General features: G+C 51.9%; 25 protein-coding genes and 1 riboswitch. Of the genes, 6 read left to right on the forward strand and 19 right to left on the reverse strand.

The genetic code is table 11. The annotated features are described in order from the left end of the window. Positions 1-39 precede the first annotated feature (39 nt). From R70331_RS19875 to mscL, 18 genes are all read right to left on the reverse strand, one after another. Positions 40-798 (reverse strand): pseudouridine synthase, encoded by a 759-nt coding sequence (locus R70331_RS19875; RefSeq protein ID WP_042178304.1) that lies wholly within the window; start codon positions 796-798, stop codon positions 40-42. Between the two features lie 20 nt (positions 799-818). Next, positions 819-1,163: a peptidoglycan recognition protein family protein gene (locus R70331_RS19880; RefSeq protein WP_042178307.1), complete on the reverse strand. Its 345-nt coding sequence runs from the start codon at positions 1,161-1,163 to the stop codon at positions 819-821. Between the two features lie 823 nt (positions 1,164-1,986). Continuing rightward, positions 1,987-2,262 carry an HPr family phosphocarrier protein gene (locus R70331_RS19885; RefSeq protein ID WP_042178311.1) on the reverse strand — a complete coding sequence of 92 codons (276 nt, stop codon included), beginning with the start codon at positions 2,260-2,262 and terminating at the stop codon, positions 1,987-1,989. 45 nt (positions 2,263-2,307) lie between these two features. Continuing rightward, positions 2,308-4,212: a beta-glucoside-specific PTS transporter subunit IIABC gene (locus R70331_RS19890; RefSeq protein ID WP_042178313.1), complete on the reverse strand. Its 1,905-nt coding sequence runs from the start codon at positions 4,210-4,212 to the stop codon at positions 2,308-2,310. A gap of 135 nt (positions 4,213-4,347) precedes the next feature. Further along, a complete protein-coding gene (gene licT / locus R70331_RS19895; protein WP_042178315.1) occupies positions 4,348-5,199 on the reverse strand; it encodes a BglG family transcription antiterminator LicT in 852 nt (283 codons plus the stop codon). A 166-nt stretch (positions 5,200-5,365) separates the two neighbouring features. Next, positions 5,366-6,823, reverse strand: coding sequence for a glycoside hydrolase family 1 protein (locus tag R70331_RS19900; protein ID WP_042178318.1), 1,458 nt, complete (start codon positions 6,821-6,823; stop codon positions 5,366-5,368). 244 nt (positions 6,824-7,067) lie between these two features. Then, positions 7,068-7,601 carry a spore maturation protein gene (locus R70331_RS19905; protein WP_042178321.1) on the reverse strand — a complete coding sequence of 178 codons (534 nt, stop codon included), beginning with the start codon at positions 7,599-7,601 and terminating at the stop codon, positions 7,068-7,070. A 7-nt stretch (positions 7,602-7,608) separates the two neighbouring features. Next, on the reverse strand, positions 7,609-8,274 hold the full coding sequence (locus R70331_RS19910) for a nucleoside recognition domain-containing protein (RefSeq protein WP_042178324.1): 666 nt from the start codon (positions 8,272-8,274) through the stop codon (positions 7,609-7,611). A gap of 38 nt (positions 8,275-8,312) precedes the next feature. Then, positions 8,313-9,515 (reverse strand): D-alanyl-D-alanine carboxypeptidase family protein, encoded by a 1,203-nt coding sequence (locus R70331_RS19915; RefSeq protein ID WP_042178326.1) that lies wholly within the window; start codon positions 9,513-9,515, stop codon positions 8,313-8,315. A 159-nt stretch (positions 9,516-9,674) separates the two neighbouring features. After that, positions 9,675-10,166 carry a GerW family sporulation protein gene (gene ytfJ / locus R70331_RS19920; protein WP_042178329.1) on the reverse strand — a complete coding sequence of 164 codons (492 nt, stop codon included), beginning with the start codon at positions 10,164-10,166 and terminating at the stop codon, positions 9,675-9,677. A gap of 116 nt (positions 10,167-10,282) precedes the next feature. After that, positions 10,283-10,972, reverse strand: coding sequence for a DUF2953 domain-containing protein (locus R70331_RS19925; protein WP_042178331.1), 690 nt, complete (start codon positions 10,970-10,972; stop codon positions 10,283-10,285). Between the two features lie 278 nt (positions 10,973-11,250). Beyond that, the gene (gene scpB / locus R70331_RS19930) at positions 11,251-11,850 is read right to left on the reverse strand and encodes an SMC-Scp complex subunit ScpB (protein WP_042178334.1); all 600 of its coding nucleotides are present in this window, start codon (positions 11,848-11,850) and stop codon (positions 11,251-11,253) included. Continuing rightward, a complete protein-coding gene (locus R70331_RS19935; protein WP_042178336.1) occupies positions 11,819-12,610 on the reverse strand; it encodes a segregation and condensation protein A in 792 nt (263 codons plus the stop codon). Before R70331_RS19935 ends, scpB begins: the two co-directional genes overlap by 32 nt. A gap of 161 nt (positions 12,611-12,771) precedes the next feature. Further along, positions 12,772-13,239: a 6,7-dimethyl-8-ribityllumazine synthase gene (ribH, locus tag R70331_RS19940; protein WP_042178338.1), complete on the reverse strand. Its 468-nt coding sequence runs from the start codon at positions 13,237-13,239 to the stop codon at positions 12,772-12,774. A 48-nt stretch (positions 13,240-13,287) separates the two neighbouring features. Beyond that, a complete protein-coding gene (locus R70331_RS19945; RefSeq protein ID WP_042178341.1) occupies positions 13,288-14,541 on the reverse strand; it encodes a bifunctional 3,4-dihydroxy-2-butanone-4-phosphate synthase/GTP cyclohydrolase II in 1,254 nt (417 codons plus the stop codon). Positions 14,542-14,629: 88 nt separating this feature from the next. Then, positions 14,630-15,295, reverse strand: coding sequence for a riboflavin synthase (locus R70331_RS19950; RefSeq protein ID WP_042178344.1), 666 nt, complete (start codon positions 15,293-15,295; stop codon positions 14,630-14,632). 83 nt (positions 15,296-15,378) lie between these two features. Next, a complete protein-coding gene (gene ribD / locus R70331_RS19955) occupies positions 15,379-16,479 on the reverse strand; it encodes a bifunctional diaminohydroxyphosphoribosylaminopyrimidine deaminase/5-amino-6-(5-phosphoribosylamino)uracil reductase RibD (protein WP_042178346.1) in 1,101 nt (366 codons plus the stop codon). Positions 16,480-16,695: 216 nt separating this feature from the next. Further along, a riboswitch (FMN riboswitch) is annotated at positions 16,696-16,866 on the reverse strand. 240 nt (positions 16,867-17,106) lie between these two features. Then, a complete protein-coding gene (gene mscL, locus R70331_RS19960) occupies positions 17,107-17,502 on the reverse strand; it encodes a large conductance mechanosensitive channel protein MscL (RefSeq protein WP_042178348.1) in 396 nt (131 codons plus the stop codon). Between the two features lie 239 nt (positions 17,503-17,741). Between mscL and R70331_RS19965 the strand changes: the two genes are divergently transcribed. Continuing rightward, positions 17,742-18,443 carry a response regulator transcription factor gene (locus R70331_RS19965; RefSeq protein ID WP_042178351.1) on the forward strand — a complete coding sequence of 234 codons (702 nt, stop codon included), beginning with the start codon at positions 17,742-17,744 and terminating at the stop codon, positions 18,441-18,443. 6 nt (positions 18,444-18,449) lie between these two features. Next, complete coding sequence (locus R70331_RS19970) at positions 18,450-19,556, forward strand: sensor histidine kinase (protein WP_042178353.1); 1,107 nt, start codon at positions 18,450-18,452, stop codon at positions 19,554-19,556. Positions 19,557-19,654: 98 nt separating this feature from the next. Here the strand turns inward: R70331_RS19970 and R70331_RS19975 are convergent, their stop codons facing one another. Next, entirely contained in the window at positions 19,655-20,863 is a 1,209-nt protein-coding gene (locus R70331_RS19975; protein WP_042178356.1) for a helix-turn-helix domain-containing protein, read from the reverse strand. Between the two features lie 162 nt (positions 20,864-21,025). Here R70331_RS19975 and R70331_RS19980 point away from each other — a divergent pair, with 162 nt between their 5' ends. The 4 genes from R70331_RS19980 (at position 21,026) to R70331_RS19990 (ending at position 25,346) form a co-directional block, all read left to right on the forward strand. Beyond that, positions 21,026-22,366 carry an MFS transporter gene (locus R70331_RS19980; protein WP_042178358.1) on the forward strand — a complete coding sequence of 447 codons (1,341 nt, stop codon included), beginning with the start codon at positions 21,026-21,028 and terminating at the stop codon, positions 22,364-22,366. A 109-nt stretch (positions 22,367-22,475) separates the two neighbouring features. Next, positions 22,476-23,480 (forward strand): MBOAT family O-acyltransferase, encoded by a 1,005-nt coding sequence (locus tag R70331_RS19985; RefSeq protein WP_331281485.1) that lies wholly within the window; start codon positions 22,476-22,478, stop codon positions 23,478-23,480. Continuing rightward, complete coding sequence (locus tag R70331_RS32440) at positions 23,447-23,839, forward strand: MBOAT family O-acyltransferase (protein ID WP_331281486.1); 393 nt, start codon at positions 23,447-23,449, stop codon at positions 23,837-23,839. The genes R70331_RS19985 and R70331_RS32440 overlap by 34 nt, the downstream gene beginning before the upstream one ends. A 25-nt stretch (positions 23,840-23,864) precedes the next feature. Beyond that, positions 23,865-25,346, forward strand: coding sequence for a copper amine oxidase N-terminal domain-containing protein (locus R70331_RS19990; protein WP_042178360.1), 1,482 nt, complete (start codon positions 23,865-23,867; stop codon positions 25,344-25,346). Positions 25,347-25,396 lie beyond the last annotated feature (50 nt).

The raw sequence follows: 25,396 nt of genomic DNA on the forward strand, positions 1-25,396 counted from the left end.
CGAATATTGCCACAGTTTTAGGAGGAGAAATTGTGAACTTTATGTGTCTTTGCGGGTCTGATTTGACTTAAGCGCTCCTGCCTTAGCGATCTGCTGCAGATGGTTTACTTCATCCTTAGTCAAATGGCGGTAAGAGCCGCGCTTGAGATTTTGCAGCAGAATATCACCGAAGGAAATCCGCTTCAGCCGGATAACCGGATGAGAAATCGCCTCAAACATCCGGCGCACCTGGCGGTTGCGTCCTTCGTGGATGGTAATACTGATAACTGTTTCCTTATTGGCTTCGTCTATATCCTTGTATTCCACTTCTGCCGGTGCGGTCATGCCGTCCTCCAGCTTGATGCCTGCCTTAAGCTTGTCCAAGGCAGTACCATGCGGAGTACCCTTGACCGTAGCCAGATACGTCTTCGGCACGTGATGCTTCGGATGGGTTAGCAGATTAGCAAATTCCCCGTCATTCGTCAGCAGCAGCAGCCCTTCAGTGTCATAATCCAGCCGGCCTACAGGGTATACCCGCTCCTTGATGCCTTTCAAATAATCCGTTACTACCTTACGGCCCTTATCATCAGATGCGCTTGTAATGACACCCTTGGGCTTGTTGAACATGATGTAGATTTTATTTTCGCCCCGGATCAATCTTCCGGCCACTTTAATAATATCCTGCTCGGGGTCCACCTTTGTACCTAGCGTAGTTACAACTTCCCCGTTGACCTCCACTTTACCGGCCAAAATCATTTCTTCACACTTGCGTCTGGACGCAACACCTGCTTGCGCCAAAATTTTCTGTAATCTTTCCATTTTCGACTACTCACCTCAGGTTAATGATAACCATCAGCGGGATAAATCACAAGTTCATTCCACGGAAAAAAATTTCCCGGACAAGTTTTATTGTGCGGCTCGATCAGCAGCGGCGAAATCTGGTAGCGCGCTGTCAGCTCCAGAATGAGCTTACCTGCGGCAAACAGCTGCTCCCGGCGTTCCCATTGCTGCGGAACGTTATCTTTCTCGGCGTAATTGCCCTCCAGACAGATATGGATATAATCCGGGTCTGTCAGCAGCGGCGCGGCGTAAATTCCGCCGTCCTTCCCCACCCAAAAATCAAATCCCTTGCCGTTTATCGACGGACAGCGGGAATGATGCAGAATAAATCCCTTATATTCCAACGCATGCCGGCCTCCCTCCGTATTGCTGCAATAGCATATGATCGGGTGACGGGCGGGGTGACGGGTTGCTTTCTTAAAAAATCGGGGGGGATGGGCTGCAGCCGTAACTGCGGGAAGTTTTGGACCTCCGGCCGCTGTTAGGTTTGGATTTCCTGATTTTGATCCGCTGGCCGCGGTAGAAATCCAAACCTAAAGGCGGTCGCTGACGCTCCTACAGTTCCAAAATTCCCTCCGTTCCTTTCGCCCATCCGCTGCGCTTTAAGGCAAAAGCAAACCCTCACCCCGCTGAGGGTGAGGGTAGAATGAGGGCAAGCGGCTTGGCAGCGCTTGCTGGCTTCACAGGCAAAGGAAGGATCCTCTGCCTGTGAAGCCAGCAAGATGTTACAACACCATTTTGTAAAGCTTGCTCCGGGTGGCCTGCCCAATAACCAAAGGTTAATCCCCCGGTATATCGCCAGAAGGGGCTAGAATGAGCGCTCCAAAAAAATAGGTGGAAAAAGTTAAGCTAATTTACTCTATTTTAGTGAAAAATGGGTTTTAGGTGGAAAAAGCATACTTAAATCCTCGAAGAATCTGCATTTGAGCAAAAAGAGCGAAATTAGTTAGCCTTTTTCCCACTAAATCCGAAAAACGTGCACGCCTCCCTAATGTAAGCGGATTATTTCCAATAAATTGATTGGAACTGGAGCTGTCTCCGCCACTCCGGAGTACAGCTAACACAAAAAACCGGTGCCCGAATACCTGCAAGGGCAGGTATCGGAACACCAGTTTTTCATTTGTCTGCAGTAAGATCAGTCTCATGAGCAGGCGGCATTCAGCCAGCTTACTCCTGAACCTCGCCCAGCCCTTCCTTAACCATAACCTCCTGCAACGCGCTCAGCGCTTCTTCAGCCTGGCCGCCTTCAGCAATCAGACTTAGCGTATCGCCGGGCTCAAGGCCGAGCGACAGCACGCCGAGAATTGATTTGAGGGTAACCTTCTTGCCGCCGCTTTCAGCGAACACCTCAGTGTCTTTAAATTTGGTAGCTGTGTTTACCAGTGCGGTGGCCGGACGGGCATGAATACCGTCTTCATCAACGATTTTGAATGTCTTTTGCATAACGGATTATCTCCTTTTCTTCATTATAATGATGTTGTTAATATTCTAAGCCTGTACAGTATACAGAAGCTCTTGCTCTTTCACGGCAGTACGGCCTCCGGGTTTGATGGAGCTGTACTCGGCAATATTAGTGATAATTACCGGAGTAATGGTGCTATAGCCTGCTTTTTCAATTTCAGCCCGGTCGAATTCCATCAGCAGGTCACCGACAGATACTTTGGTGCCGGCTGTAACCTTAGGAGAGAAATGCAGGCCTTTCAGCTTCACGGTATCAATACCGATGTGAATCAGCATTTCAGCGCCGTTGTCGCTGACCAGGCCAATGGCATGTCCGCTCTTCGATAAGGAGAACACTGTACCGTTTACAGGAGATACTACGCGTCCTTCCGATGGCTGAATCGCAAATCCCTTACCCATAATTTCTTCGGAAAATGCCGGATCGTTCACTTCACTAAGCGGCTTCACTTCACCTGTAATCGGGCTATAGATATCCTCGGTAACCTTAAGAGCAGCTTCTGCTTCCAGTGCATCAGCAATTACAGCTGAGTTCACAGAGGCAGTTGCGGCAGACGCTGCTGCCGCAGCAGCTTCAGGCTCATCTTCAAAGCCCATAATGTAAGTTGCAACTGCAGCTACAACAATACCGATTGCAAATCCGATCAATGAGTAGACAAACGTTGCACCTAGTACCATCGGAATCCCTGATAACCCGGCCAGACCGCCGATAACATAAGCTTTAACCTTGAACAGGCTCAGGAATGCGCCGCCGGCAGCTCCACCGATCAATGCAGCGATAAACGGCTTTTTGAACCGCATATTTACACCATACATTGCCGGCTCGGTAATCCCCATCATCGCAGTAACGCTCGTAGAGAGCGCCAGCGGCTTCAGCTTGCTGTTCTTCGTTTTCAGATACACACCAAAGGTCGCACCGGCCTGGGCAAAGTTGGCAACCATCATGATCGGAATCATGTAGTCATATCCCAGCGTGGCAATCGATCCGATCATAATCGGGATCAGTGCATAGTGCATTCCTGTAATGATCAGCAGGGACATTGTACCGCCCAGCAGCAGACCTGCAAACAATCCTGTATTATCAAACAGCCAGGAAATCCCGTCGGTCAGGCCATTACCTACGATAACACCAATCGGACCAACAGCAATCAGGGTCAGCGGTACAATTACGAGCAGTGTAACGGTCGGAACAATAATCAGCTTAAGCGATGCATGTGTAACTTTATCGACCGCTTTTTCCACATAGGAAGCCAGCCATACGGCAATGATGATCGGAATAACCGACGAGGAGTACGTTGCTGCAACAACCGGCAGGCTGGCAAAAGTAACCGGTTCACCTGCGCCCAGCAGCGTGGTTATCGTGGGGTGCAGAATAGCTGCACCGATTGCAGCGCCAATATACATATTACTGCCCAGCTTACGGGCGGCACTTACCGCCAGAATAATCGGCAGGAAGTAAAATGCGCCGTCGCCGATGGCCGAAAGAATAACATAGGTTGAACTGGTGCTGCCCATCCAGCCCAGAGCTACCAGCAGGGCAATAATCCCTTTGATCATCCCTGCGCCGGTAATAGCCGGCAGAATCGGTGTGAAGCTTCCGGAGATGAAATCAAGAATGCTGCTCAGGACACTCTTTTTCTTCTTGTCTCCGGCATCAGCTGAGGACGAGCTTACTTTTCCCTCGGGAGCGCCCTTCATATTCTTTACCAGCTCGTTATATACGACCGGCACATCGTTACCGATGATAACCTGGAACTGGCCCCCGTTGATCATTACACCCATAACGCCATCCGTTTTCTGCAGTGCCGCTTTATCCGCCTTCTTATTGTCATTAAGGTTGAAACGCAAGCGGGTCATACAGTGGGTAACCTGTTCGATATTCTCTTCCCCGCCCACCAGCTTCAATATATCCTTGGAGAGTGCTGTTTTATCCATCTCAATGTGCTCCTTTAATTCCGAGTTTTTTGGAACAAAAAAACCTAAACACCCATAGTATCGCGATAATGCCGCTTATACTATTCAGCGTTTAGGTTTTGCCTGCTTAGAGTAACAATCCCGTCTTGCTTGCTCTTATTCTGTTGTCTCTTCACTTCTGACAATCCGTTCAATGTGAATCGTCATGTACAAAATTTCTTCCTTGGACAAATTCCGTTTGTAGATCTTGCGGGTATAATCCGCAATTTTTGCTGCGCAGGCATAAGCCTCCGGGTATTGCACACGGACAAGATCGTGCAGTGCATGATCCCTGTCCCTGTCGTCAACCGGTGAACCGCGAACCACCCGCTGGGCAAAGAATTTCAGGTGAGTCAGAAAGCGGTAATAGCTTAATGACTCCTCATCCAGCTCAATCAAAAAGCTGCGCCTCACAATATTGGAAATATCCTTCACAATATTCGTGATGCTGACCGTTTCACGCATCTCCCCGTTCAGCTGGGCATTAACCAGATGCATTGCAATGAAAGCGCACTCGTCTTCCGGCAACAATACGCCGAGCCGGTCTTCAATAATTTGCAGCGCTTTTAGGCCGATCGAGAACTCCTTACGGTACATTCTCTTGATCTCCCACAGCAGCGCATTCTTAAGCTGAAGCCCCTGGCGGTGCCGGTCAATGGCGAAATGGATATGGTCTGTAAGCGAGATGTACACACTGTCGTGGAGCTTATCGCCCAGAACCGTCTCCGCATAGCGGATCACTTCATCGGAGCATTCAACATATTCAATTGGAATATCCGACAGCAGCGTCATAAGCTTTTGCGAGACTTCTTTGTTATCCAGTGAGAATACCTTTTCTATCTTGGTCTCATCAAGACTATCGCCGGTATGCTTCTTGAAGGCAATCCCCCGTCCCATGATAACCAGCTCATTCTGGCTGGCATCCAGCACGGTCACGACATTATTGTTGAGCACCTTCTCAATTTTCATCCCATCACCTTACGCCGTCAGAGTAGTAAAAAGGCAAAACCAAAACAGGCACATAATGCCAGCTTCTGGTTTTGCCTGAAAGTTCAGTAACAATCCAGTTTTAGTTTTCCCGTATATGCATATTATCACATTGTCCTCAGATTGACAACGTTAAAATGAAAACGTTTTATAATACTTCGCCGTTCGATTCGATTACCTTTTTGTACCAGTCAAAAGAATCCTTTTTGCTGCGTTTGAGTGTACCCTTGCCCTCATCATCCAGGTCGACATAAATGAATCCGTAACGCTTGGACATTTCCGAAGTGGACATGCTCACCAGGTCAATCGGACCCCAGGCCGTATAACCCATCAGCTCCACACCGTCCTTGACTGCTTCTTTCATCTGAATAATATGCTGCTTCAGGTAGTCGATGCGGTAAGTATCATGGATAGAACCGTCAGCCTCAACACGGTCGATGGCGCCGAGTCCGTTCTCTACAATAAAGAGAGGCTTCCGGTACCGGTCATACAAGGTGTTCAGCGTAACGCGCAGGCCTACAGGATCGATCTGCCAGCCCCAGTCGGAAGCTTCAAGATACGGGTTTTTGACGCCGCCGATCAGGTTGCCTCCTGTCACGTCCCCTTCCGGTCCGGCTGTTACAGTAAGTGTCATGTAATAGCTGAAGGAAATGAAATCGACTGTGTGCGCGGCAATGATATCGTCATCCCCCGGCTCGCGTACGATCACGATATTGTTTTCGGCAAAATAACGGTTCATGTAGTTAGGATATTCACCGCGGGCATGCACATCAGTAAAGAATAGGTTCATCTGGCTTTCCAGCTGGCTCTTACGGACATCTTCAGGGTTACAAGTGTGCGGGTATGATTCAAGACGGGCCAGCATACAGCCGATCTGCGAACCCGGAATGATCTCATGACCCAGCTTCGTAACCAGCGCGCTTGCTACAAATTGATGATGCAGCGCCTGGTAGACTGTCTGCAGCTTGTGCTCGGTTTTGTCGGACAGAATACCTCCGCCGGTATAAGGGCTCATTACCATTACGTTAATTTCGTTAAAGGTCAGCCAGTATTTCACCTTGTTCCGGTAGCGGGTGAACACGGTCTCGGCGTATTTTACATAATGCCCGATTACTTCACGGCTGGCCCATCCGTTATACTTCAGGGTCAGGCCAAGCGGAGTTTCATAATGGGACAGCGTTACCAGCGGCTCAATACCGTATTTCAGCAGCTCGTCGAACACATTGTCGTAGAATTGCAAGCCTGCTTCGTTCGGCTCGGCGTCATCACCGTTCGGGAAAATACGCGCCCAGTTGATCGACATGCGGAATACCTTAAAGCCCATTTCAGCGAACAGGGCAATATCCTCTTTATAACGGTGGTAGAAATCCACACCTTCGCGTTTTGGAAACCGCTCGCTGAGGTCTCCCGCCAGAATCTCGGCAATGCGCTCCGAGGAAATCTCCATCGAGTGATCCCCTTTACGCAGCGCCTTCGGCACATGGGCAATCATATCGGCAGTAGACAAGCCTTTGCCGTCCAAGTCAAAACCGCCCTCAAGCTGGTTAGCCGCCGTAGCGCCGCCCCACAAAAAGTTGTGCGGGAATTCTGTTATTGCTTTAGCCATGAACATAACCTCTTTCTGTAATTTTATGAGTAGGATGCCCGAAAACAAGAAAAACCTAAACCGTTAGTAAAGAAATTTGCCGCCCTCCAAAAAGAGTAGACAAATGCTTTACCATCAGTTTAGGTTTTGCCTGGCCCGGCCAGTAACAATCCATTAAACGATGAATTTAAGGATTATTCAATTACTCCTATCCTAACACAGCAATTCCGGAATTTCAAATTCTTATGCAGGGGTACACACCGGCTTATCCAAAAACCAGTAAACATACGGCAATAGCCGCGATGAAGCCGACAATGTCGGAGAACAGGCCGACCTTGAGCGCATAACGGCCGTTACGAATACCGACTGCGCCGAAATAGACTGTCAGCACATACAATGTTGTGTCTGTGCTTCCCTGAATGGTGGACGCAATCATGCCGATCAGGGAATCCGGCCCGTGGACGCGGATCAGGTCGGTTGTATAGGCCAGTGAACCGGTACCGGTCAGCGGCCGCAGCAGGCCGAGCGGCAGCACCTCCGGAGGCACACCGAGCCCTTCCAGCGCAGGAGCGATAAAACCCATCAGGAAATCCAGAGCTCCGGAGGCCCGGAATACGCTGATGGCGACAAGCATGCCGACCAGATGCGGAATGATGGCAATCGCTGTGCTGAAGCCGTCTTTAGCACCTTCGACAAAGGATTCATACACTGGAACCTTACGTGTAAAAGCATACAGCGGAATAAAGGTGATCATGACCGGGATCGCCCAGGCTGAGATGAGGCTGATTAGGTGTAACAAGCTCGGCTCACCCTTTCATCGAGGTATGCGGGAGCCCGGGGCTCCCTCCGGACGGATCTCCCGTCCTTACGGCGGGCGGCTTCGGCGGCTTGCGCAGCAGCGTCAGCCTGCGCATTAGCCTGTCCGCGCCAATCGCAGCCAGTGTCGCTACGGCGGTTGCCGCCAGCGTCGTACCGACAATCCCGGCCGGATCAGCTGAGCCGTAATTGAGCCGGATCGCAATCAGTGTAGCCGGAATTAGCGTTATACTGGCTGTATTCAATGCGAGCAAGGTGCACATGGCCGGGGTCGCTGTCTCCTTGTCAGGGTTCAGCGTCTGCAGCTCCTGCATCGCTTTTATCCCCATTGGAGTTGCAGCATTGCCCAGGCCCAGCAGGTTAGCGCTCATATTAGAGAGAATATAGCCGATTGCCGGATGGCCCTTCGGCACATCCGGAAACAGGAAGCCTACCACCGGCCCGAGCAGTCTGGCAATTTTGCGCAGAAGCCCCGCGTCCTCGGCTACCCGCATCATCCCCATCCAGAATACCAGCACACTGATCAGGCCAAAGCTTACCGTAACCCCGTTTTTGGCGCCGTCAAAGACAGCTGCCGTAAATGCATCCATCCGGCCGTTTACGGCAGCAAATATAAAGCCAATCACGATCATTCCTAGCCAGATTCCATTAATCATCCCGGTCCCTCCCCTGCCCTATAATCCCGGACCTCTAATTATCTTCCCATCTGCAGCAGTGCCCGTAGCGCACTTCCCAGTGCCTGCAGCCAGTTGCTTGCCGGATAGGCAGCGGCAGTTCCGGCCGTGCTGTATCGCTTCATATACTGTGATTCTTCAGGCGGCAGCTGATTGGGCTCATAGACCGGTACCCGGCCGATTTCCTTCCCGCCCAGCTGCAGCACTACAGCTCCCTTCAGTCCGAAGCTGCTGGTGCGGACTGCCGTTCCCGTGGCGGGCTCCTCACTGAGCACCAGCTTTGTTGTAATTCTGGCCTCCTCGCCCTGGCCGAGCGGATAGGCAAATTTCCTCGACGTCAGGAAGCTGTAGCCGCTGATGCCCTCGCCGCGCTCAATTAAAGTTTTTAGCGGATAATGATTGAACCCGAAATTCAGCAGCGCCGCATGATCATTCCAGTCGTTGCCGTCATTCAGCGTCACCGCAACCAGCTGCTGGCCGCCGCGGGTAGCGGAGCTGACCAGGCAGCGCAGCGCTTTTTTGGTGTAGCCGGTTTTAACGCCGTCGGCCCCTTCGTACAAGCGCAGCATTTTGTTCTTATTGGCCCATTTGTAGTCCCATTTCTCATAAGGGTTGTCTGCTGTCTTCTCTTGTGTCTTCACAATCTCTTTGAATACAGGATTATGCATTGCATATGCGGTCAGCACAGCCATGTCATTGGCACTGGAATAATGGCCTTCTGCATCCAGCCCGTGCGGATTGGCAAAGTGGCTATTCTTCAGCCCCAGCTCTTCCGCCTTGGCATTCATCATGTAGACGAAACCCTGCTCTGATCCGCCCACATGCTCGGCAATGGCTGTGGCTGCATCATTTCCCGAGCGCAGCATCAGGCCGTACAGCATATCCTCCAGCAGCATCTCTTCCCCCTGCTTCAGGTACAGCGAGGAGCCTTCCTTGGCAAAAGCATTTTTGCCCACCTTTACTTCGGAAGCCAAATCCCCGTTCTCTATAGCCACTATAGCCGTCATGATCTTGGTCAGGCTGGCAATTAGCATTGGCTCATCTCCACGGCTGCTGTATAGCAGCCTCCCGGACTCAACATCAATCAGCGCCGCTGCCCTGGCATGTGTTGAGATAGAGGCGTTCTCAGCCCGGACCGGATAAGCCGGAGCCGTAACGGCCAGCAGCATGCACATTATCAAAAGCAACATCGGCTTCCCAGTGATCCTTTTTAATCGTTTCATGTTCTGTTCATCCTCCGGCTTTCATTCAGTTCTACTATCCTTCTGTGTTGTACAAGTGTATGCGGGTGGCCCGGCAGGTATGTCCTTCTCCACCCCGGAAGGCAAAAAAGGACACCGCCCTGTTTAGGCGGTATCCCAAAGGTTATAAGCTGCCGGACATTAATGGGCTGATGAGTTGGATTGCACGGTTTCCGTTTTTACCGTTGTCGTTTTGCTGCCCGGAGCGCCTACAATCTCGGCACCGACCGGTGTCCCGGATTGAATCATGTTCTGAATTTTGTCAATCAGATTCGGGGCTGCATCAATGATCTTTTCAAACAGATGGGTCTGGTTATCCAGCGGCACAATATGTACCCCTTCCCTGCCGACTACGAGAAAAGCAATCGGACGGATGGATACCCCGCCCCCGCTGCCACCTCCGAACGGAAGCATTTTGACTCCGCTTCCGCTTCCGTTGACGCCGGGACCGTCGTCCTCCACTCTGAAGTCGCTGCCCCCTGCAGCAAATCCGAAGGCCACTTTACTGATTGGCAGGATAACACTCCCGTCCGGGGTTTCCACCGGATCTCCGACAATCGTATTTACATCCACCATGCCCTTGATATTTTCCATCGCCGTCTGCATCAGACCTTGAATCGGATGGTCGCTCATATTATTATCCTCCTTTGGCTTTTAAAGACTGTTCAGGTTGATCACAGGTGATATCATCCCCAATACGCAGCATTTGTATGTAAGATGTTTCTTAGCATAAGCTTCGTAAGCGGGAATCAGCTTTTATTCTTAAGCAGTCGTATCCAGCGTGACAGCCCGCCCTTTACCCGGATGACACGCCACAGCAGCTGGATTCCCGCATAGAAAACACTGGAAACCGGCAGCTTGCCTGTACAGACAGCTTCTGTAGAAAAGCACAGCTCATCATCACGGAACACAGGAACGACAAACATGCGCGGACTGCGCTGCAGGCGGACATAACGCGAGATCCAGCCGACCAGGCCCCATTTCAGCCCGGACAGCGCTCCTGTAGCCGTGGCTGTATAAGCAGCGTCACCCAGAGAGAAATCAGTAGACCAGTCAAGCCGGGTAATACGGACATGGGATAGCAGATTTTTCATCCAGCGCTTCAGCCCCTGAGTAGCCTGCAGTGCCTCTTTCAGTTTGTCCCTCCAGTCCCGCAGCGTCTCATCATCAATTCGCTCAACCGAGTCGGCCTCCCTGGTGACAGGCGCAATCCCGCTCTCCTCAAGCTTAACCCTTACACCGCGGGCAATTCCCTCATAGATCAGCTTGGGCAGCTCATAATGGAATTTAACCAGGCCAAATAAAGCTTTTATATCGAATTCAATCCGGTCATCCTTGCCGATTCTGCATAAACGGAAGTGAAAATGAATGGAGGAAGACATCACAAGTACTATTACAAGCAGCAGCAGCGCTAAGGGTACAGCAAGCCATAACGTCACGGATTAACCTCCAAGCAGCCTTTTTATAGAACCCTTGGATTAGTATGGCAATGTTAGCTGGAAAACATTCGGACAAATCCAAATCATCGCCGGAAAAAAAGCTCCGGCCCTGCTGTGCTTGCCCGAATAGGCTGTAAACGCAAAATAAGCCCGCAAGGCGGAGGCTTACACCCGAGCTGACTCAGTCGCTTTGCGGGCAATCCGGAATTCTTATTGTATAAAAAAAACCGCTGCTCCTTCCGGAGCAACGGTCAATGATAGAGATAAGGATAATGGCTTTATTGCCCTGCATCTTCAAAGGACATCTGGCTGTCCAGCTTATTGAACAAAAGCTGGGTTTCCTCCTCCAGATTGTCGGCTGTATCGAAGCTTGAAGGCTCCGGCAGCTCCTTCAGGCTGGCCAGCCCGAAGCTGTCCAGGAAGGATTTGGTTGTACCATACAGAATAGGCCGCCCTACGGCTTCAGCACGTCCAACCTCGTGGATCAGATCCTTGTTGTTCAGCGTCTGGATCGCCCGCTCAGACTTCACTCCGCGGATCTCCTCGATCTCAACACGGGTAATCGGCTGGCGGTAAGCCACAATAGCCAGCGTCTCAAGTGCAGCCTGGGACAAGGAAGATCTTGCCGGCGAATACGCCAGCCGCTCGAAATAGGGTGCATGGTCAGGCAGCGTAGCCAGCCGGTAATTACCCGCAATCTGTACTACCTGAAGGCCTCGCTCCTGAGCCACGTAATCATCCTTCAGCTCCTCCAGTGCCCTGGCCGCCAGCTCCGGACGCTGCTCGGTAATTTCAGCAATCTGCCGGACAGACAGCCCTTCATCCCCGGACAGGAACAGCAGACCCTCAATAATTGATTTCAGCGTTTTGTAGTCCACTGAATTCCTCTCCTCCTCTCCACTCCATCACAATGTCATCAAACAATTTTTCCTGAAAGCAGAAAATCGCCTTCATCTTCATCAGCTCAAGAATAGCCAGGAAGGTCGTAACGATCTCATGGCGGTCCATACTCTCGTGCAAAAGCGCCGAAAAACGCAGTCTGCCGCCCATGCCTTTGCGCATCAGCGCCTCTGATACATCACGGATCCGGTCTTTAACCGAGATTTCATCGCGGGTAATCCTCTGATAGGAGGTTCTTCTTGCCGCCTTGCTCAGCGCTTTACGGAAAGCGGCAATGAGGTCGGAGGTATGCAGCCCTTTGAGCGTATGATCCAGGTTGACCGGCACAAACGGTCCGAGATCCTCTGGTTCTTTGGTAAAAATCAGGCTGCGCTCGCTTTCCATATCCATCAGCTGTACGGCAATGCTCTTGATTTTGCGGTACTCAATCAGCCGCTCAACCAGCTCGGCCCGCGGATCATACCCGTCATCCTCGTAGTATTCGAAATCCTCGATCTCGATAACCGGCGGCTTGGGCAGCAGCAGCTTGCTCTTGATCGACAAGAGAGTAGCCGCCATGACGAGAAATTCACTGGTAATGTCCAGCTCAAGCTCCTGCATGCTCTGCAGGTAGGCCATGTACTGCTCGGTAATCTCGCTGACCGGAATGTCCTGGATGTCGATTTCCGCTTTGTCGATTAAGTGCAAGAGCAGATCGAGCGGACCTTCGAACGTCTCCAGCTTGTACAATACAGTCACGACATTTCCTCCTGCAAAAAAAAGTAAAGTGCAGCGCCGCTAAAAGGACGCTACACAAGTAGAAAGATTTTTTATAGTCCAAGCTTTCTTCTTATACTTATAACTAAGCACGAATCCTGCCATTCCGTCAAGAGGGGTGCTCTCCCTACCGCCCAAAAAGCTTACTTAAACAGCTTGTTCAGGTTAGCCATCTCAATGGCGGAGGTAGCTGCATCCCAGCCCTTGTTGCCTGCTTTGGTTCCCGAGCGTTCGATCGCCTGTTCAATATTCTCGGTAGTAACAACACCAAAGATTGTGGGAACGCCGGTTTTGAGATTAATAGCTGCTACTCCCTTGGCAACCTCGTTGCACACATAGTCATAATGGGTTGTGGAGCCGCGGATAACCGTTCCAAGCGCAATAACCGCATCGTACTTACCGCTTTCAGCCATTTTTTGGCAGATCAGCGGGATTTCGAATACACCCGGTACCCAGGCTACATCCACTTCATCGTCGGCTGCACCGTGGCGTTTAAAGGCATCCAAAGCGCCTGACAGCAGCTTGCTCGTAATAAATTCATTGAAACGTCCTACAACGACACCGTAACGCAATCCCTCGGAGACTAAATGTCCTTCAAAATAATTCGGCATAATCGTTCATCAACCCTTCATTGGTTAGTTAGTATTTTATGGTAAAAGTCAAGCCTTCGAATCCTCATTTTGTTCAATGTTGTCAAAAGACAGCAGATGACCCAGCTTTGCCTGCTTGGTATGCAGATAACCTGTGTTGTCCTTGTTCTCCGGCATCTGGATCGGCACACGCTCCACAACCTCCAGGCCATAGCCTTCCAGCCCTTTGATCTTACGCGGATTGTTGGTCAGAAGCCTGATCTGGCGGATGCCCAGATCCTTCAGAATCTGCGCGCCAATCCCGTAATCCCGAAGATCTGCCGGGAAACCGAGCTTAAGGTTGGCATCAACAGTATCCAGCCCTTCCTCCTGCAGCTTATACGCCCGCAGCTTGTTAATCAGGCCGATGCCTCTGCCTTCCTGACGCATATAGAGCAGTACGCCCCTCCCCGCATCTTCGATCTGGCGCAGCGCCGCTTCAAATTGCGGCCCGCAATCACAGCGGTGCGAATGAAACACATCGCCGGTCAGACATTCGGAATGGACACGCACGAGCACCGGCTCATCACCGGAGATATCCCCTTTCACCAGGGCGACATGCTCCTTATCGTCCACTTCGTTCGTGTAGGCGATAGTCTGGAAGATGCCGAAGTCAGTCGGCAGATTCACCGATACTTCACGGGTAACCAGGTTTTCCTTCTCGTTGCGGTAATGAATCAGATCCTGGATGCTGATCAGCTTGAGATCATGCTTCTTCGCAATTTCTACAAGATCAGGCAGGCGGGCCATCGTGCCGTCGACCTTAACCACTTCACAGATAACGCCGGCCGGATAAGAGCCGCACATGCGGGCCAGATCGACAGCAGCCTCTGTATGGCCGGAGCGGCGCAGCACACCGCCTTTTTTGGCAATGAGCGGGAACATATGCCCCGGTCTGCGGAAATCGGACGGCTTCGCATCCGGATCCATCAAAGCCTTGATCGTCTGGGAACGCTCTCCGGCTGAAATTCCGGTAGTTGTGCTGACATGATCAACCGATACGGTAAAAGCAGTGCCGTGATTGTCGGTGTTCGTGGTCACCATCGGCTGCAGATCCAGCTCTTCTGCACGCTCTGCGGTAATTGGCACGCAGACCAGGCCGCGGCCCTCTGTAATCATGAAATTAATAACTTCAGGCGTAGCCCGTTCGGCCAGGGCAACGAAGTCCCCCTCATTCTCACGGTCCTCGTCATCGACCACGATAATCACCTTACCGCGCATCAGATCATATATGGCCTCTTCAACAGGGTCCAGGACACTGTCCTGCTTGTTATGCTCGCTCATTATTCTGTCCTCCTGATCGCTTTATGCTTATTAGTTCCCGCACATTCGGATACCGTCCCATTCTGGGCAGCGCAGCCGTTACGGCCTGTTATACAAATCCGTTCGCCGCCAGAAAATCACGGCTGATCCTGGAACTGCTCTCTTCTTCCTCACTGCCTGCGCCCCTGTAATGCAGCAGATGATCGACATATTTGCCGAGCACATCACATTCAATATTGATGCTGTCACCCGGCCGCTTATGGGTAAGCACCGTTTCACCGAGTGTATGCGGGATAATGGATACGCTGAATGCAGCGGATGATGTATTCACTACGGTAAGACTGATGCCGTCAAGTGTAATGGAGCCCTTGGGGATAATATATTTGAACAGGGAATTGCGGTCCGGCGTAATTTCGAACACGACCGCATTCTGGTCACGCTTGACACTGCGGATCTCGCCAGTGCCGTCCACGTGTCCCTGGACGATATGGCCGCCAAATCGGCCGCCGGCAGCCATTGCCCGCTCCAGATTCATCCGGCTTCCGCTGCGCAGCTCCTTAAGGTTGCTGTTACGGTAAGTCTGCGGCATGACGTCTACGGTAAAAGAATGCTCGCTAACCGAGGTAGCAGTCAGGCAGACTCCGTTGACGGCCACGCTGTCGCCGATTTTGAGATCACTCATAATCAGCGAGGCGCCGATGCTCAGCACCATCATCTCACCGCCGCTGCTGACACCGCGCAGCACACCGATCTCCTCGATCAATCCGGTGAACATATTATCCCCTCCTGAAAGTTTTGTTAGGAATACTACTGTGAAAATTACTTCGGACAAAACTGGCCTCGGAAGCACTTCTCCTATTAACGCACCGGAGTCCCGCTGATACAGACATTATCCCCGAGCACTTCGACTTCCAATCCCTCCAGCGTGATTGCGTCCTTCATCAGCGCCACGCCCGGGAAATCGAAGGTTCCCGGAGACTCTGATCCGCCGCCGACAATCTTCGGCGCATAGAACAGAACCACCCGGTCAACCAGCCCGCTCTCCAGCATCGCACCGTTCAGCGTTCCGCCGCCCTCAAGGAGAATGGAGCTGATCTCCATCTCGCCGAGCTTGACCATCGCGTCCTTCAAATCTACCCGTGGCCCTTCTCCGCTGATTACGACTGTAACGCCTGCCGCTTCCAGCGCCGCTCTGCGGGCCGGGTCGGCCGCTGCTGTTGCCACAATAATCGTCGGCGCCTGCCCGTCGGCGACCACATTCGCATCCAGCGGAGTCCGCAGGGCGGAGTCAATTACGATGCGCACCGGATGTAGTCCGGGAACCTCGAGGCGCGTAGTGAGCGAAGGATTATCCGCAATTACCGTGCCTACACCTACCATAATCCCCTGATGACGATGGCGCAGCGTATGTACAATTTCCCTTGCCTGTCCGTTCGATATCCATTTGCTGTCACCGGTCTTCGTGGCAAGCTTGCCGTCCAGCGTGCTGGCACTCTTCAGGGTTACAAACGGCTGCTTCGTCAAAATATACTTGATAAACCGCTCATTGAGACGCAAAGCACGGCTACGCAGTATCCCGACTTCAACATCGATCCCCGCTTCGCGCAGCATTTCAAAGCCCCGGCCTGCCACCTGCGGATTAGGGTCTTCACAGGCAACCACCACCCGGGTAACCCCTTCGTCAATCAGACGCTGGCTGCACGGCGGCGTCTTGCCGTAATGGCTGCACGGCTCAAGCGTGACATAGGCGGTGCTTCCCTGTGCCTTGCCTGCGGCCATATTCAGCGCATGCACCTCAGCATGGCCGGTGCCGCGCTGCAGATGTGTGCCCAGGCCAATCACGGCCCCGTCCTTTACGACGACACAGCCGACAACCGGGTTAATCCCCGTCTGCCCCTGCGCTCTTTCCGCCATGTCCAGCGCAAGCGACATGTAAAACTCATCATTCATGATATCCATGATCTGCCTCCAATCTCTGCTGTGTTGCCTTCAGTAAAAAAACAGAAAAACCCGTCTCAATCTCCAGGCGGAGTTCAAGACGGGATATACGAGAGTTTGCCGGCAATTCAAATAAAATGGTGCGTAAATAAACCCTTTCACCAACCTTTGTGAAAGTTCGCACAATATATTATGAAATACACCAGTATGCCTGCCCGTTCAGGGGCAGTACGTTATTCTCTCCTTCTTCCATCCAGACTATACTGTCGGTCCCGGAATTGCACCGGGTCCACCGTCTGTATCACAAGATACAGCGCGGGTAGCGGACTAAGCACGTTAAGGCTGTAACAGCCATTGAACAGTGACATCACCGCCGGTAGGGAATTACACCCTGCCCTGAAGGATCAAACCAGTATGAAATTAAGTACCTATGATAGCACAGCCAGCAATACTGACTAAAATAAAGTTAGCACTATACGGTAAAAAAAGCAAGCGGGTACTGAATGCCGACGGCTTAACCGCTCCTGTCCGGCAGGCCTCAGTTGCAGCTATCTTAGGAGTGCCGGTTGATGTACCCGCCGCCCTTCAGCTTTATCAATAGCAGATAATTAAGCACAGCAGCGTTATAGCATAGCCAGCACCCTACCGCTACACCTCTCCCTGCTTATTCACTTTCAGCAGATCGCGGATTTCCGTCAGCAGGACAATCTCCGGACCCGGTGCCGGAGTCTCTACAACCTCAACTTTTACCGTCTCCTTGTGCTTAAACCGGTTGGCCAGCTTGACCACCATAAAAATCGAGAACGAAATAATAAAGAAATCCACCACACTCTGCAGGAACATTCCGTATTTCACTACAACATCCTGATAAGTAAAAGTAAGCTTTTCCAGATTAATCCCGCCGCTAAGCAAGCCCACAAGAGGCATAATAATGTCGGCAACCAGCGAGGATACAATTTTACCGAATGCCGCCCCGATGACTACGGCAACTGCCAGATCCAGCACATTCCCCTTGATGGCGAAGCTTTTAAATTCCTTCCACATTCCATTTCCCCCGATCATTGAATTTTAGTTATTATAGCATTACCGCAGCAAATGACCAATAAGCAAGTCCCTGAACTGCTAAATCTGAAGATTTGTTAAGAATAAATTAAGCTTTTGTACAGATGCTCTCCTGCCGGCGTTAAGATTCCCGGACTACAATGAACAGGCGGCGGCAGATCATGTATAATTCAGGTATGCAAAGCAAGGCTGCACGGATACGCAGGAAAGGATGTTGAACCATGAATAACGGAACACTGCTGCTCGTGGATGATGAGGCGGAGATTATCAAATTAATGCAGATTTATCTGGAGCACGAGGGCTACAGGCTGCTGACTGCAAGGACCGGGCTGGAGGCGCTGGACATTGTCAGCAGAGAAACCATTGATTTGATGGTGCTTGACATTATGATGCCGGAAATGGACGGGCTGGAGGCCTGCATCAAAATCCGCGAAACCCGTAAATTCCCGATCATTATGCTGTCCGCCAAAGGACAGGAGCTGGATAAAATCACCGGGCTCAGTGTGGGCGCTGACGATTATGTCACCAAGCCGTTCAGTCCGCTGGAGCTGGTTGCCCGCATCAAATCACAGCTGCGCCGGACAAGAAGCTATCTGGGTGACGCCGCCGCCAAAGACAGCGGGATGATTATCGACGGGCTGGCAGTTAACTCCGCCACACATGAGGTTAGTGTAGAAGGCCAGCCGGTCAAGCTGACACCGCGGGAATTCGCCATACTTGAGCTGCTGGCCCGCAACAGCGGACAAGTACTGAGCATGGAACAGATTTACTCCAAGGTCTGGAAGGAGCAGTATCTGGACAGCAATAATACGCTGATGGTGCATATCCGCAAAATTAGGGAAAAAATCGAAGATAACCCGCGCCAGCCGAAATATCTGAAGACGGTATGGGGCGTTGGCTACAAAATTGAAAAGGGAGGTTAAGCTGCTCTGAATACGAAGCGGTTCAATACTTTATCCTGGCGGCTGGCCGGATTTGGCCTGGCCAGCCTTGTGCTGGCCGCACTCATCATCATGGTCCTGTTCTGGGGGGCTTCCATGCTGCTGTGGCTCAATCCCTCGCGCTCCTTCTGGGGGGTCAAGCTGCTCCGCTGGGTAATTAACAATATCGGCTCCATTCCGGTTGTACTGATCATCGGCATCCCGCTGTACACCTTCTTTTTTCTGGCGTTGACCAAAAATACGATGAGTTATGTGCGCAGCATTTCATCCGGTGTGCAAAACATGGCGGACGGCAACCTGTCCTTCCGGATCGCAGTCACAGGCACAGAGGAGCTCGGGACGCTTGCTGATAACATCAACAAGATGGCCGGCAGGCTTAAATCGGCGATGGATGAGGAACGGGCGGCAGCCATAGCCAAGGATGAGCTTATCACCGGGGTATCACATGACCTGCGTACACCGCTGACCTCTGTGCTGGGCTTTCTGGAATATGTCGAAAAAGACCGCTATGCCGATGAAATCGAACTTCGCTATTATATCAGCATCGCTTACGATAAATCACTGACGCTCAAAAAGCTGATCGACGATCTGTTCGAGTATACCCGCATTACCTCAAGCGGTCTGCCGCTGCGACAGGAGCCGGTCAATCTTGGCAACCTGCTTGAACAGCTTGCTGAAGAATTCGTCCCTGTACTTGAGGCCGCAGGCATGAGCTACAGCATCCGCACCGATCCCGGTCCGCTGGTCATACAAGGAGATGCTGATGAGCTGGTCCGGCTGTATGAGAACCTGTTCACCAACGCAGTGCGTTACGGAAAAGAAGGCAAGCAGCTCGATATCTCCGTCTTCCGCAGGCAGGATCAGGTCGTAGCCGTCTGCACCAACTACGGACCGCCAATCCCAGCCGGGGATCTGCCCCATCTGTTCCAACGCTTCTACCGGGTGGACAAATCCCGCTCACGGAAGACTGGCGGCAGCGGACTCGGCCTGGCGATCGCCAAGAGCATTGCCGAGCTGCACGGCGGGGTTATTACTGCTACAAGTTCACGCAAACAGACAGCGTTTGAAACAAGCTTTCCGCAGTGCATACCGTAAAATCAAATTCAATCGCTGAGTTTTCGCCAGCACAAAAAAGAGGAGGCCGGCCAACCCCGGTTTCGCTCTTTTTGTGCTGCACTGGTACTTGTACTATCCTACTGCTGGTGCAGCTCACGGTAAGTATCGCGGATGAACGTGCAATATACAGAGGACGGAAAATGCTGCACACGCTCGTAAGCAGTCTGCGACTGCTGGCGCGCTTCCTCCAGCTTGCCTGTTCTGGCATAGATTCTGGCTTTATAGGCATAAGAAGTGAACACTGCCGCCCGGTCCAGCGGATGGTGAACGTCATCTGTCAAGGTAACCCGGGACAATGCCTCCAGCGCCTCTTCATCACGGAGCAGATGATACAGGGCTATTCCAGCCATCAGGTTACAGCTGGATACATACCGGTCCCCTGTCACCTGGAAGCCGTGCCCCAGCTCTAGCGCCTCTTCATACCGCTGCTCCGCATTCGCCAGCCTGATATCTGCCAGCCTGAGCAGCTGTACAGACTCTTCATTCTCCGACAGCTTTACATACAGACGCGCCTTCTCCAGATACTGTTTCGCTTCATCCAGATTTCCCGACATGAGTGCAAGATTGGATAATACGCGGTACAGGTGATCCGTCATATAAAAGACGTTTTCTTCCCGGGACAAGGCAACAGCTGCCTGTGCAGCTTCCTTACTCCCGCTGTAATCACCCAGGGCGGACAGGGTCACACTCTCAGCATAATGAAGGTCCAGTTCAAACAGAAAATTGTTGCCTACCTTTTTAGTCAGATATTTTCCCCGTACACTCCGGATCAGCTCCAGGCTTTCCTCATACTTCCCCTGCGTGAACAGCAATGCGTACGTCAGATATTGTACTTTGGCGCTCTCTACAAACAAGCCGAAACGCTCGTAAATTTCTGCCGCTCTGGAAACCGCCTCTTCACCTCCGGCACTTCCGGTATAGTAACAGGCAGCCACATAGAACTCCATCAGCCGGGCGGCATCGACGGTTACCGGCAGCTTTCCGCCCAGCAGCGGCTGCACACTGGAGACAACTGCCTGATAATTTTTCTGCTTGAACTGTACTTCTATATCACGCACCATCCTGGCCAGCTCCACGCTCTGGTCATCCTCCAGGAAGTAACCGGCATCCACTCCAAGCCGTTCAGCCAAAATCTGCAGGCTGCGCATGGAGGGCAGTGCCCGGCCGTTTTCGATCTGGCTGAGCATGCTTTTGGTCATATCTTCTCCGGCCAGCTCACTCTGTGTAAGCCCTTTGGATAGGCGCAACGCTTTTAGTTTATCCCCGATCGCCTGTTTCGTTGTCATCTTTTTAGCCATCCTTCTGTCTGTCTTTCCCCCAGTATAACTTAATATAGGTTAAAGAAAAAACAAAGTTTAATTTAATTAAACTTTTTATTGCATTTCTCAGCTTATGATCATACAATAAGTTTAATTTAATTAAACATGTATTTTAAAGGGGTTGAGTATATGGTTAAACCAATAAGCTTCTGGGCTATTCCAGGCAACCGTAATATGCTGCTGTTCTTCACAGCCAAGCTCGCTTCAATCCTCTGCTCCGGCATGTTTACCTTTGTAGTCGGCTTATACATTCTGAAATTGACGGGCTCCGGAAGCAGCTTCGCGGTTACGATGGTCTGTGGAATGCTGCCCCGGATTGTGCTGGCACCTTTTGCCGGAGTAATGGCTGACAGGATGAACCGCCGCAGGCTGCTGATCTATTCCGATCTCGCCGCTGTAGCGGGGCTGCTGCTGGCGTATCTGGCCGTCTCGCTGAACGGAGTTACCCTGACGCCTGTTTATGTGACCCTCGTTCTCCTGTCCGTATGCTCCACCTTCTACGGCATCGCGGTCTCCGCTTCCCTGCTCCAGCTTGTAGAGCCCGGCTCACTCCAGCGGGCCAGTTCACTTAATCAGACTGCCGGCTCCATCGGCAATCTGCTTGCCCCTGTGCTCGGCGGCATGCTCTATGCTATCGTCCCGCTGAAGCTATTCCTGCTGCTGAATGCTGCCGGCTTTGCTGTCTCCACCCTCATGAGCATAGGCCTCAAGTTCAACCCGGCGGCTAACCCGGCTGATATCGCTGAACGGAATAAGCCGCGGCCCGGTATATCCGCCGCCCAGACCAGGCACCCGGTATTCGCAGAATTCCGCGGCAGTCTTGCCGGGGGCATATCCTACGTGTATCAGAACCCGGTCATCCGCTCCGTCCTGGTCATTGTTTTCTGGGTCAATTTCTTCGTCGTTGCCCTGAATGTTGTGCTGCCCTATGCCGTTGTGCAGAACCTCTCACTCAGCTCAGGACAATATGGCACCATTAATGCAATGCTTGCCGCCGGCATGCTGGTGATGTCCATGCTGCTGACCGTCCGCCGCCAGAGCAGCAGTCCAACCGGCTCGCTCATCCGCGGCCTCTTCATGCTCGGCCTGCTGTTCCTTGGCCTTGCCGTACCCCTGATTCTGGATTTGAGCCGTACCGGAGCTTTTATTTACCTGATGTCCATGCTGTTTATGGTCGGCTGCACAGTGATGAATATTAATATTCCGGTGCAGGTGTACCTGCAGCAGAGTGTCGAACCAGCCTATCTTGGAAGAGTGTTTGCCGTAGTGGAAACAGCTTCAGGTGCGATTGCACCGGCAGGAATGATCCTCTACGGTGCACTTGTAGACAGGGTCCCCTCCTACCTGCTGCTTGCGGCTTCCGGTATGTCGATCCTGCTGGTCACCGTCCTCGGCTCCAGGAATTTGAAGCAGGGCTCACGGAAGGAAGCACAACAGAAGCTGGAAGCAGGGATGCGGCTTCATTCCTAAGAAAACATTCATACCTGTTAAGAAAATGATAAGATCTCTGCCAGGCCGCTCTTAAGAACTGTCGCTTATAGTAATTGCTATACTAATTTCTCTATAAGCGAGGGTACATATGCTATTTAATTCCTACACCTTCATATTTGCTTTCCTGCCGGCTGTGCTGGCAGGATATTTCCTCCTGAATCGTCTCCGTCTGTTCCTCTGCTCCAAGCTGTGGCTGGCGCTGGCCTCGCTTGTATTCTATGGCTGGTGGAATATCCGTTACATCCCTTTGATCCTTTTGTCCATTCTGTTCAACTATGCGCTTGGCCGGATCATGCACGGCGGCAGACTGCATCCCCGGCTGCTGCTGCTTGCCGGCCTGGCTGCGAATCTGCTGCTGCTCCTGTATTACAAGTATGCTGATTTTCTGATCAGCAGCTGGAACGGACTTACCGGAAGCAGTGCAGCTCTGCTGGAGCTTGTCCTTCCGCTGGGCATCAGCTTTTTCACTTTTACACAAATCGCCTATCTGGTTGATACATACAGGCAGCAGGCCCGCGAATACAGTCTGGTTAATTACATTCTCTTCGTCACGTTTTTCCCGCATCTGATCGCGGGTCCTATCCTCCATCACAAGGACATGATGCCGCAGTTTGACCGGCTGCGCGGCAAGCTGTGGAACTGGGGGAACATTCTGCAGGGCTCCCTGCTGTTTTGTACCGGACTGGGCAAAAAGGTGATCCTTGCCGATACGCTTGCCGGTTATGCAGACAGCGGCTTCAGCTCGGCAGTCTATTTTATCGACTCCTGGGTAGCCGTGCTTTCTTATACGCTGCAGCTTTATTTCGACTTCAGCGGCTATACGGATATGGCGATCGGAATCGCCCTGCTGTTCAATATCGTGCTTCCGCAGAACTTCAACAATCCGTACCGGGCTATCAGTATCAGCGGCTTCTGGAGACGCTGGCATATGACGCTCAGCCGGTTCCTCCGTGATTATATCTATATTCCGCTTGGCGGGAACCGCAAAGGCTTCTGGACCTCCATCCGCAACGTGATTATCACTTTTCTGCTGGGGGCCTGTGGCACGGGGCCGGCTGGATGTTCCTGCTCTGGGGGCTGCTGCACGGAGTAGGCCAGGCCGTCGAAAAAATCGGAGCCCGCATTGGGCTAACCCTGCCTAAATGGCTGGCCTGGGCGTTGACGTTTTCTTTTATCAATGTGACCTGGGTGTTCTTCCGGGCTGAGGAAATACCGGTTGCCCTCAGACTGTTGAAAGGGATGAGCGGGCTGAACGGACTTGGACTCGGTTCGGCTGCAGGACTCAAATGGGCGATCCTGCTGATTCTTTTGCTGACCGTTGTCATTCTTGTACGCCCGGAGCAGCCGCTAAAGGTGCGGGGCTGGAAAACATTATTGGCGATGGCCTTGATCTTCGTATTCTCCCTGTTTTTCTTCAACCGGATTACACCGTTCCTGTATTTTAACTTTTAAAACTGCCATAGGAGGTCTGTCCACGATGCTCACACCACAGCCTAAACCTGTTATTTCTGCAAAAAGCACAGCACAGCCGCGCGGTCTGCATACCCGCTCCAGGCAGCTGATGCTCCTGTTCCTGCTGTTTCTTGCCCTTACCGCGGCGGCTGCCGCCCTGCTTACCGCATTCCTCGACCCGCTCCAGTTCTATCATAAATCCTCATGGTATACGCCTCTATTCTCTGAAGAAGAACGGTACCAGAACCCCGGGCTAGCCAAAAATTATGACTATGACAACATCATCATCGGCACCTCCATGACGGAGAACTTTCTGCCTGCCCAGGTGAATCAGAGCATTGGCGGAACCACGCTGAAGCTGTCAATGGAAGGCTCCACAGTAGATGAGCATTACAAAATCGCCAGGCTGGCTCTTGAGACCGGGCAAGTAAAGCAGGTAATCTGGGGGCTTGATTATTTCTCCCTGAAGCTGGAAACGGAGTCAGCCTCAGCCGATTTTCCGGACTATCTGTACGACAACAAACTGTGGAACGATTATCGGTACTGGTTCAATTCCTCCGTGTACAGGCAGTTTGCACTCAGTATTAAAAGCATGCTTGAAGGCACGGCCGGCAAGGAGCTGGAGCTGCTGAACAACTGGAATGAAGAAGTAAGCTTCGGTAAAAAGAATGCGGCCGAAGCCTATCTTCAGGCCAGTGATAATGAGCTGTACTTCGGGGTGAATGAGGAAGGCACAGACCAGCTTAAAGAGCATTTCAACACGTATATCCTACCGCTGCTGGAGGCTTATCCCGATGTCAAATTTCACTTTTACTATCCGCCCTATAGTGTGATGCGCCAGGTTGCCTGGTACAATGATAATCCGGTCCGCTTTGCCAACCAGCTCGTGATGCGTAAATGGATGTACGGGCAGTTCAGCCGGTACAGCAATGTCAGCCTGTATGATTTCCAGAGCGCTTCCGGCTGGACATACAACCTGGACCTGTACAAGGATCTAAGCCATCACAGCGGTGAGGTTAACAGCCGGATCGCTGAAGCCATAGGCATACGAGACAGCGATTATCTCGTAACAGATGATAATATCGACAGATTTAACGGTTTGCTGGAAGCTCAGGCCGGCAGTGCAGCTATCGACACCAGCGGTAATGTTTATACATGCAGCGTTATCATAGACGGACATAAACTGGCCTTTACTGCCCGGCTGATCCAGGGTAATCAGGAGTTATGGCTATCCGCTAAAGAAATAGCCGCTGCATTAGGAGCGGAAGTCACCTGGGACCCCGTAAGCAAGACTGTGAGCGTCTCAAATCAGCAGCATACGGTAGTGTTTACGCTGGGCAGCAAGGCTGCGCTGGCCGACGGCATAAGCCTGGCACTTGAGGCTGCCCCCCTGCTGGCCGGAGGCAAAGCGCTGATCCCGCTGTCCTTTACGGCAGAAAAACTAGGCTGGAACCTTTCATATGCCAAGGATGGCACTGCAATTCATTACATCCTCACTTTGAATTAGCTAGAAAAAGAGCCTGCGGCATCTTCTGCCGCAGGCTCTTTGCTATAACT

The organism is Paenibacillus sp. FSL R7-0331 (assembly GCF_000758645.1).
GTDB classification, from domain to species: Bacteria; Bacillota; Bacilli; order Paenibacillales; family Paenibacillaceae; genus Paenibacillus_AQ; species Paenibacillus_AQ camerounensis.

Excerpts from the sequence above, each read along its gene's own strand:
- R70331_RS19945 (WP_042178341.1), bottom strand. The coding sequence starts at position 14,541 with ATGAGCGAGCATAACAAGCAGGACAGTGTCCTGGACCCTGTTGAAGAG.
- R70331_RS19950 (WP_042178344.1), bottom strand. The coding sequence starts at position 15,295 with ATGTTCACCGGATTGATCGAGGAGATCGGTGTGCTGCGCGGTGTCAGC.
- R70331_RS19910 (WP_042178324.1), bottom strand. The coding sequence starts at position 8,274 with ATGATTAATGGAATCTGGCTAGGAATGATCGTGATTGGCTTTATATTT.
- R70331_RS19890 (WP_042178313.1), bottom strand. The coding sequence starts at position 4,212 with ATGGATAAAACAGCACTCTCCAAGGATATATTGAAGCTGGTGGGCGGG.
- mscL (WP_042178348.1), bottom strand. The coding sequence starts at position 17,502 with ATGTGGAAGGAATTTAAAAGCTTCGCCATCAAGGGGAATGTGCTGGAT.
- licT (WP_042178315.1), bottom strand. The coding sequence starts at position 5,199 with ATGAAAATTGAGAAGGTGCTCAACAATAATGTCGTGACCGTGCTGGAT.
- ytfJ (WP_042178329.1), bottom strand. The coding sequence starts at position 10,166 with ATGAGCGACCATCCGATTCAAGGTCTGATGCAGACGGCGATGGAAAAT.
- R70331_RS19965 (WP_042178351.1), top strand. The coding sequence starts at position 17,742 with ATGAATAACGGAACACTGCTGCTCGTGGATGATGAGGCGGAGATTATC.
- R70331_RS19885 (WP_042178311.1), bottom strand. The coding sequence starts at position 2,262 with ATGCAAAAGACATTCAAAATCGTTGATGAAGACGGTATTCATGCCCGT.
- R70331_RS19985 (WP_331281485.1), top strand. The coding sequence starts at position 22,476 with ATGCTATTTAATTCCTACACCTTCATATTTGCTTTCCTGCCGGCTGTG.
- R70331_RS19980 (WP_042178358.1), top strand. The coding sequence starts at position 21,026 with ATGGTTAAACCAATAAGCTTCTGGGCTATTCCAGGCAACCGTAATATG.
- ribD (WP_042178346.1), bottom strand. The coding sequence starts at position 16,479 with ATGGATATCATGAATGATGAGTTTTACATGTCGCTTGCGCTGGACATG.
- R70331_RS19975 (WP_042178356.1), bottom strand. The coding sequence starts at position 20,863 with ATGACAACGAAACAGGCGATCGGGGATAAACTAAAAGCGTTGCGCCTA.
- ribH (WP_042178338.1), bottom strand. The coding sequence starts at position 13,239 with ATGCCGAATTATTTTGAAGGACATTTAGTCTCCGAGGGATTGCGTTAC.
- R70331_RS19990 (WP_042178360.1), top strand. The coding sequence starts at position 23,865 with ATGCTCACACCACAGCCTAAACCTGTTATTTCTGCAAAAAGCACAGCA.
- R70331_RS19875 (WP_042178304.1), bottom strand. The coding sequence starts at position 798 with ATGGAAAGATTACAGAAAATTTTGGCGCAAGCAGGTGTTGCGTCCAGA.
- R70331_RS19915 (WP_042178326.1), bottom strand. The coding sequence starts at position 9,515 with ATGAAACGATTAAAAAGGATCACTGGGAAGCCGATGTTGCTTTTGATA.
- R70331_RS19900 (WP_042178318.1), bottom strand. The coding sequence starts at position 6,823 with ATGGCTAAAGCAATAACAGAATTCCCGCACAACTTTTTGTGGGGCGGC.
- R70331_RS32440 (WP_331281486.1), top strand. The coding sequence starts at position 23,447 with ATGTTCCTGCTCTGGGGGCTGCTGCACGGAGTAGGCCAGGCCGTCGAA.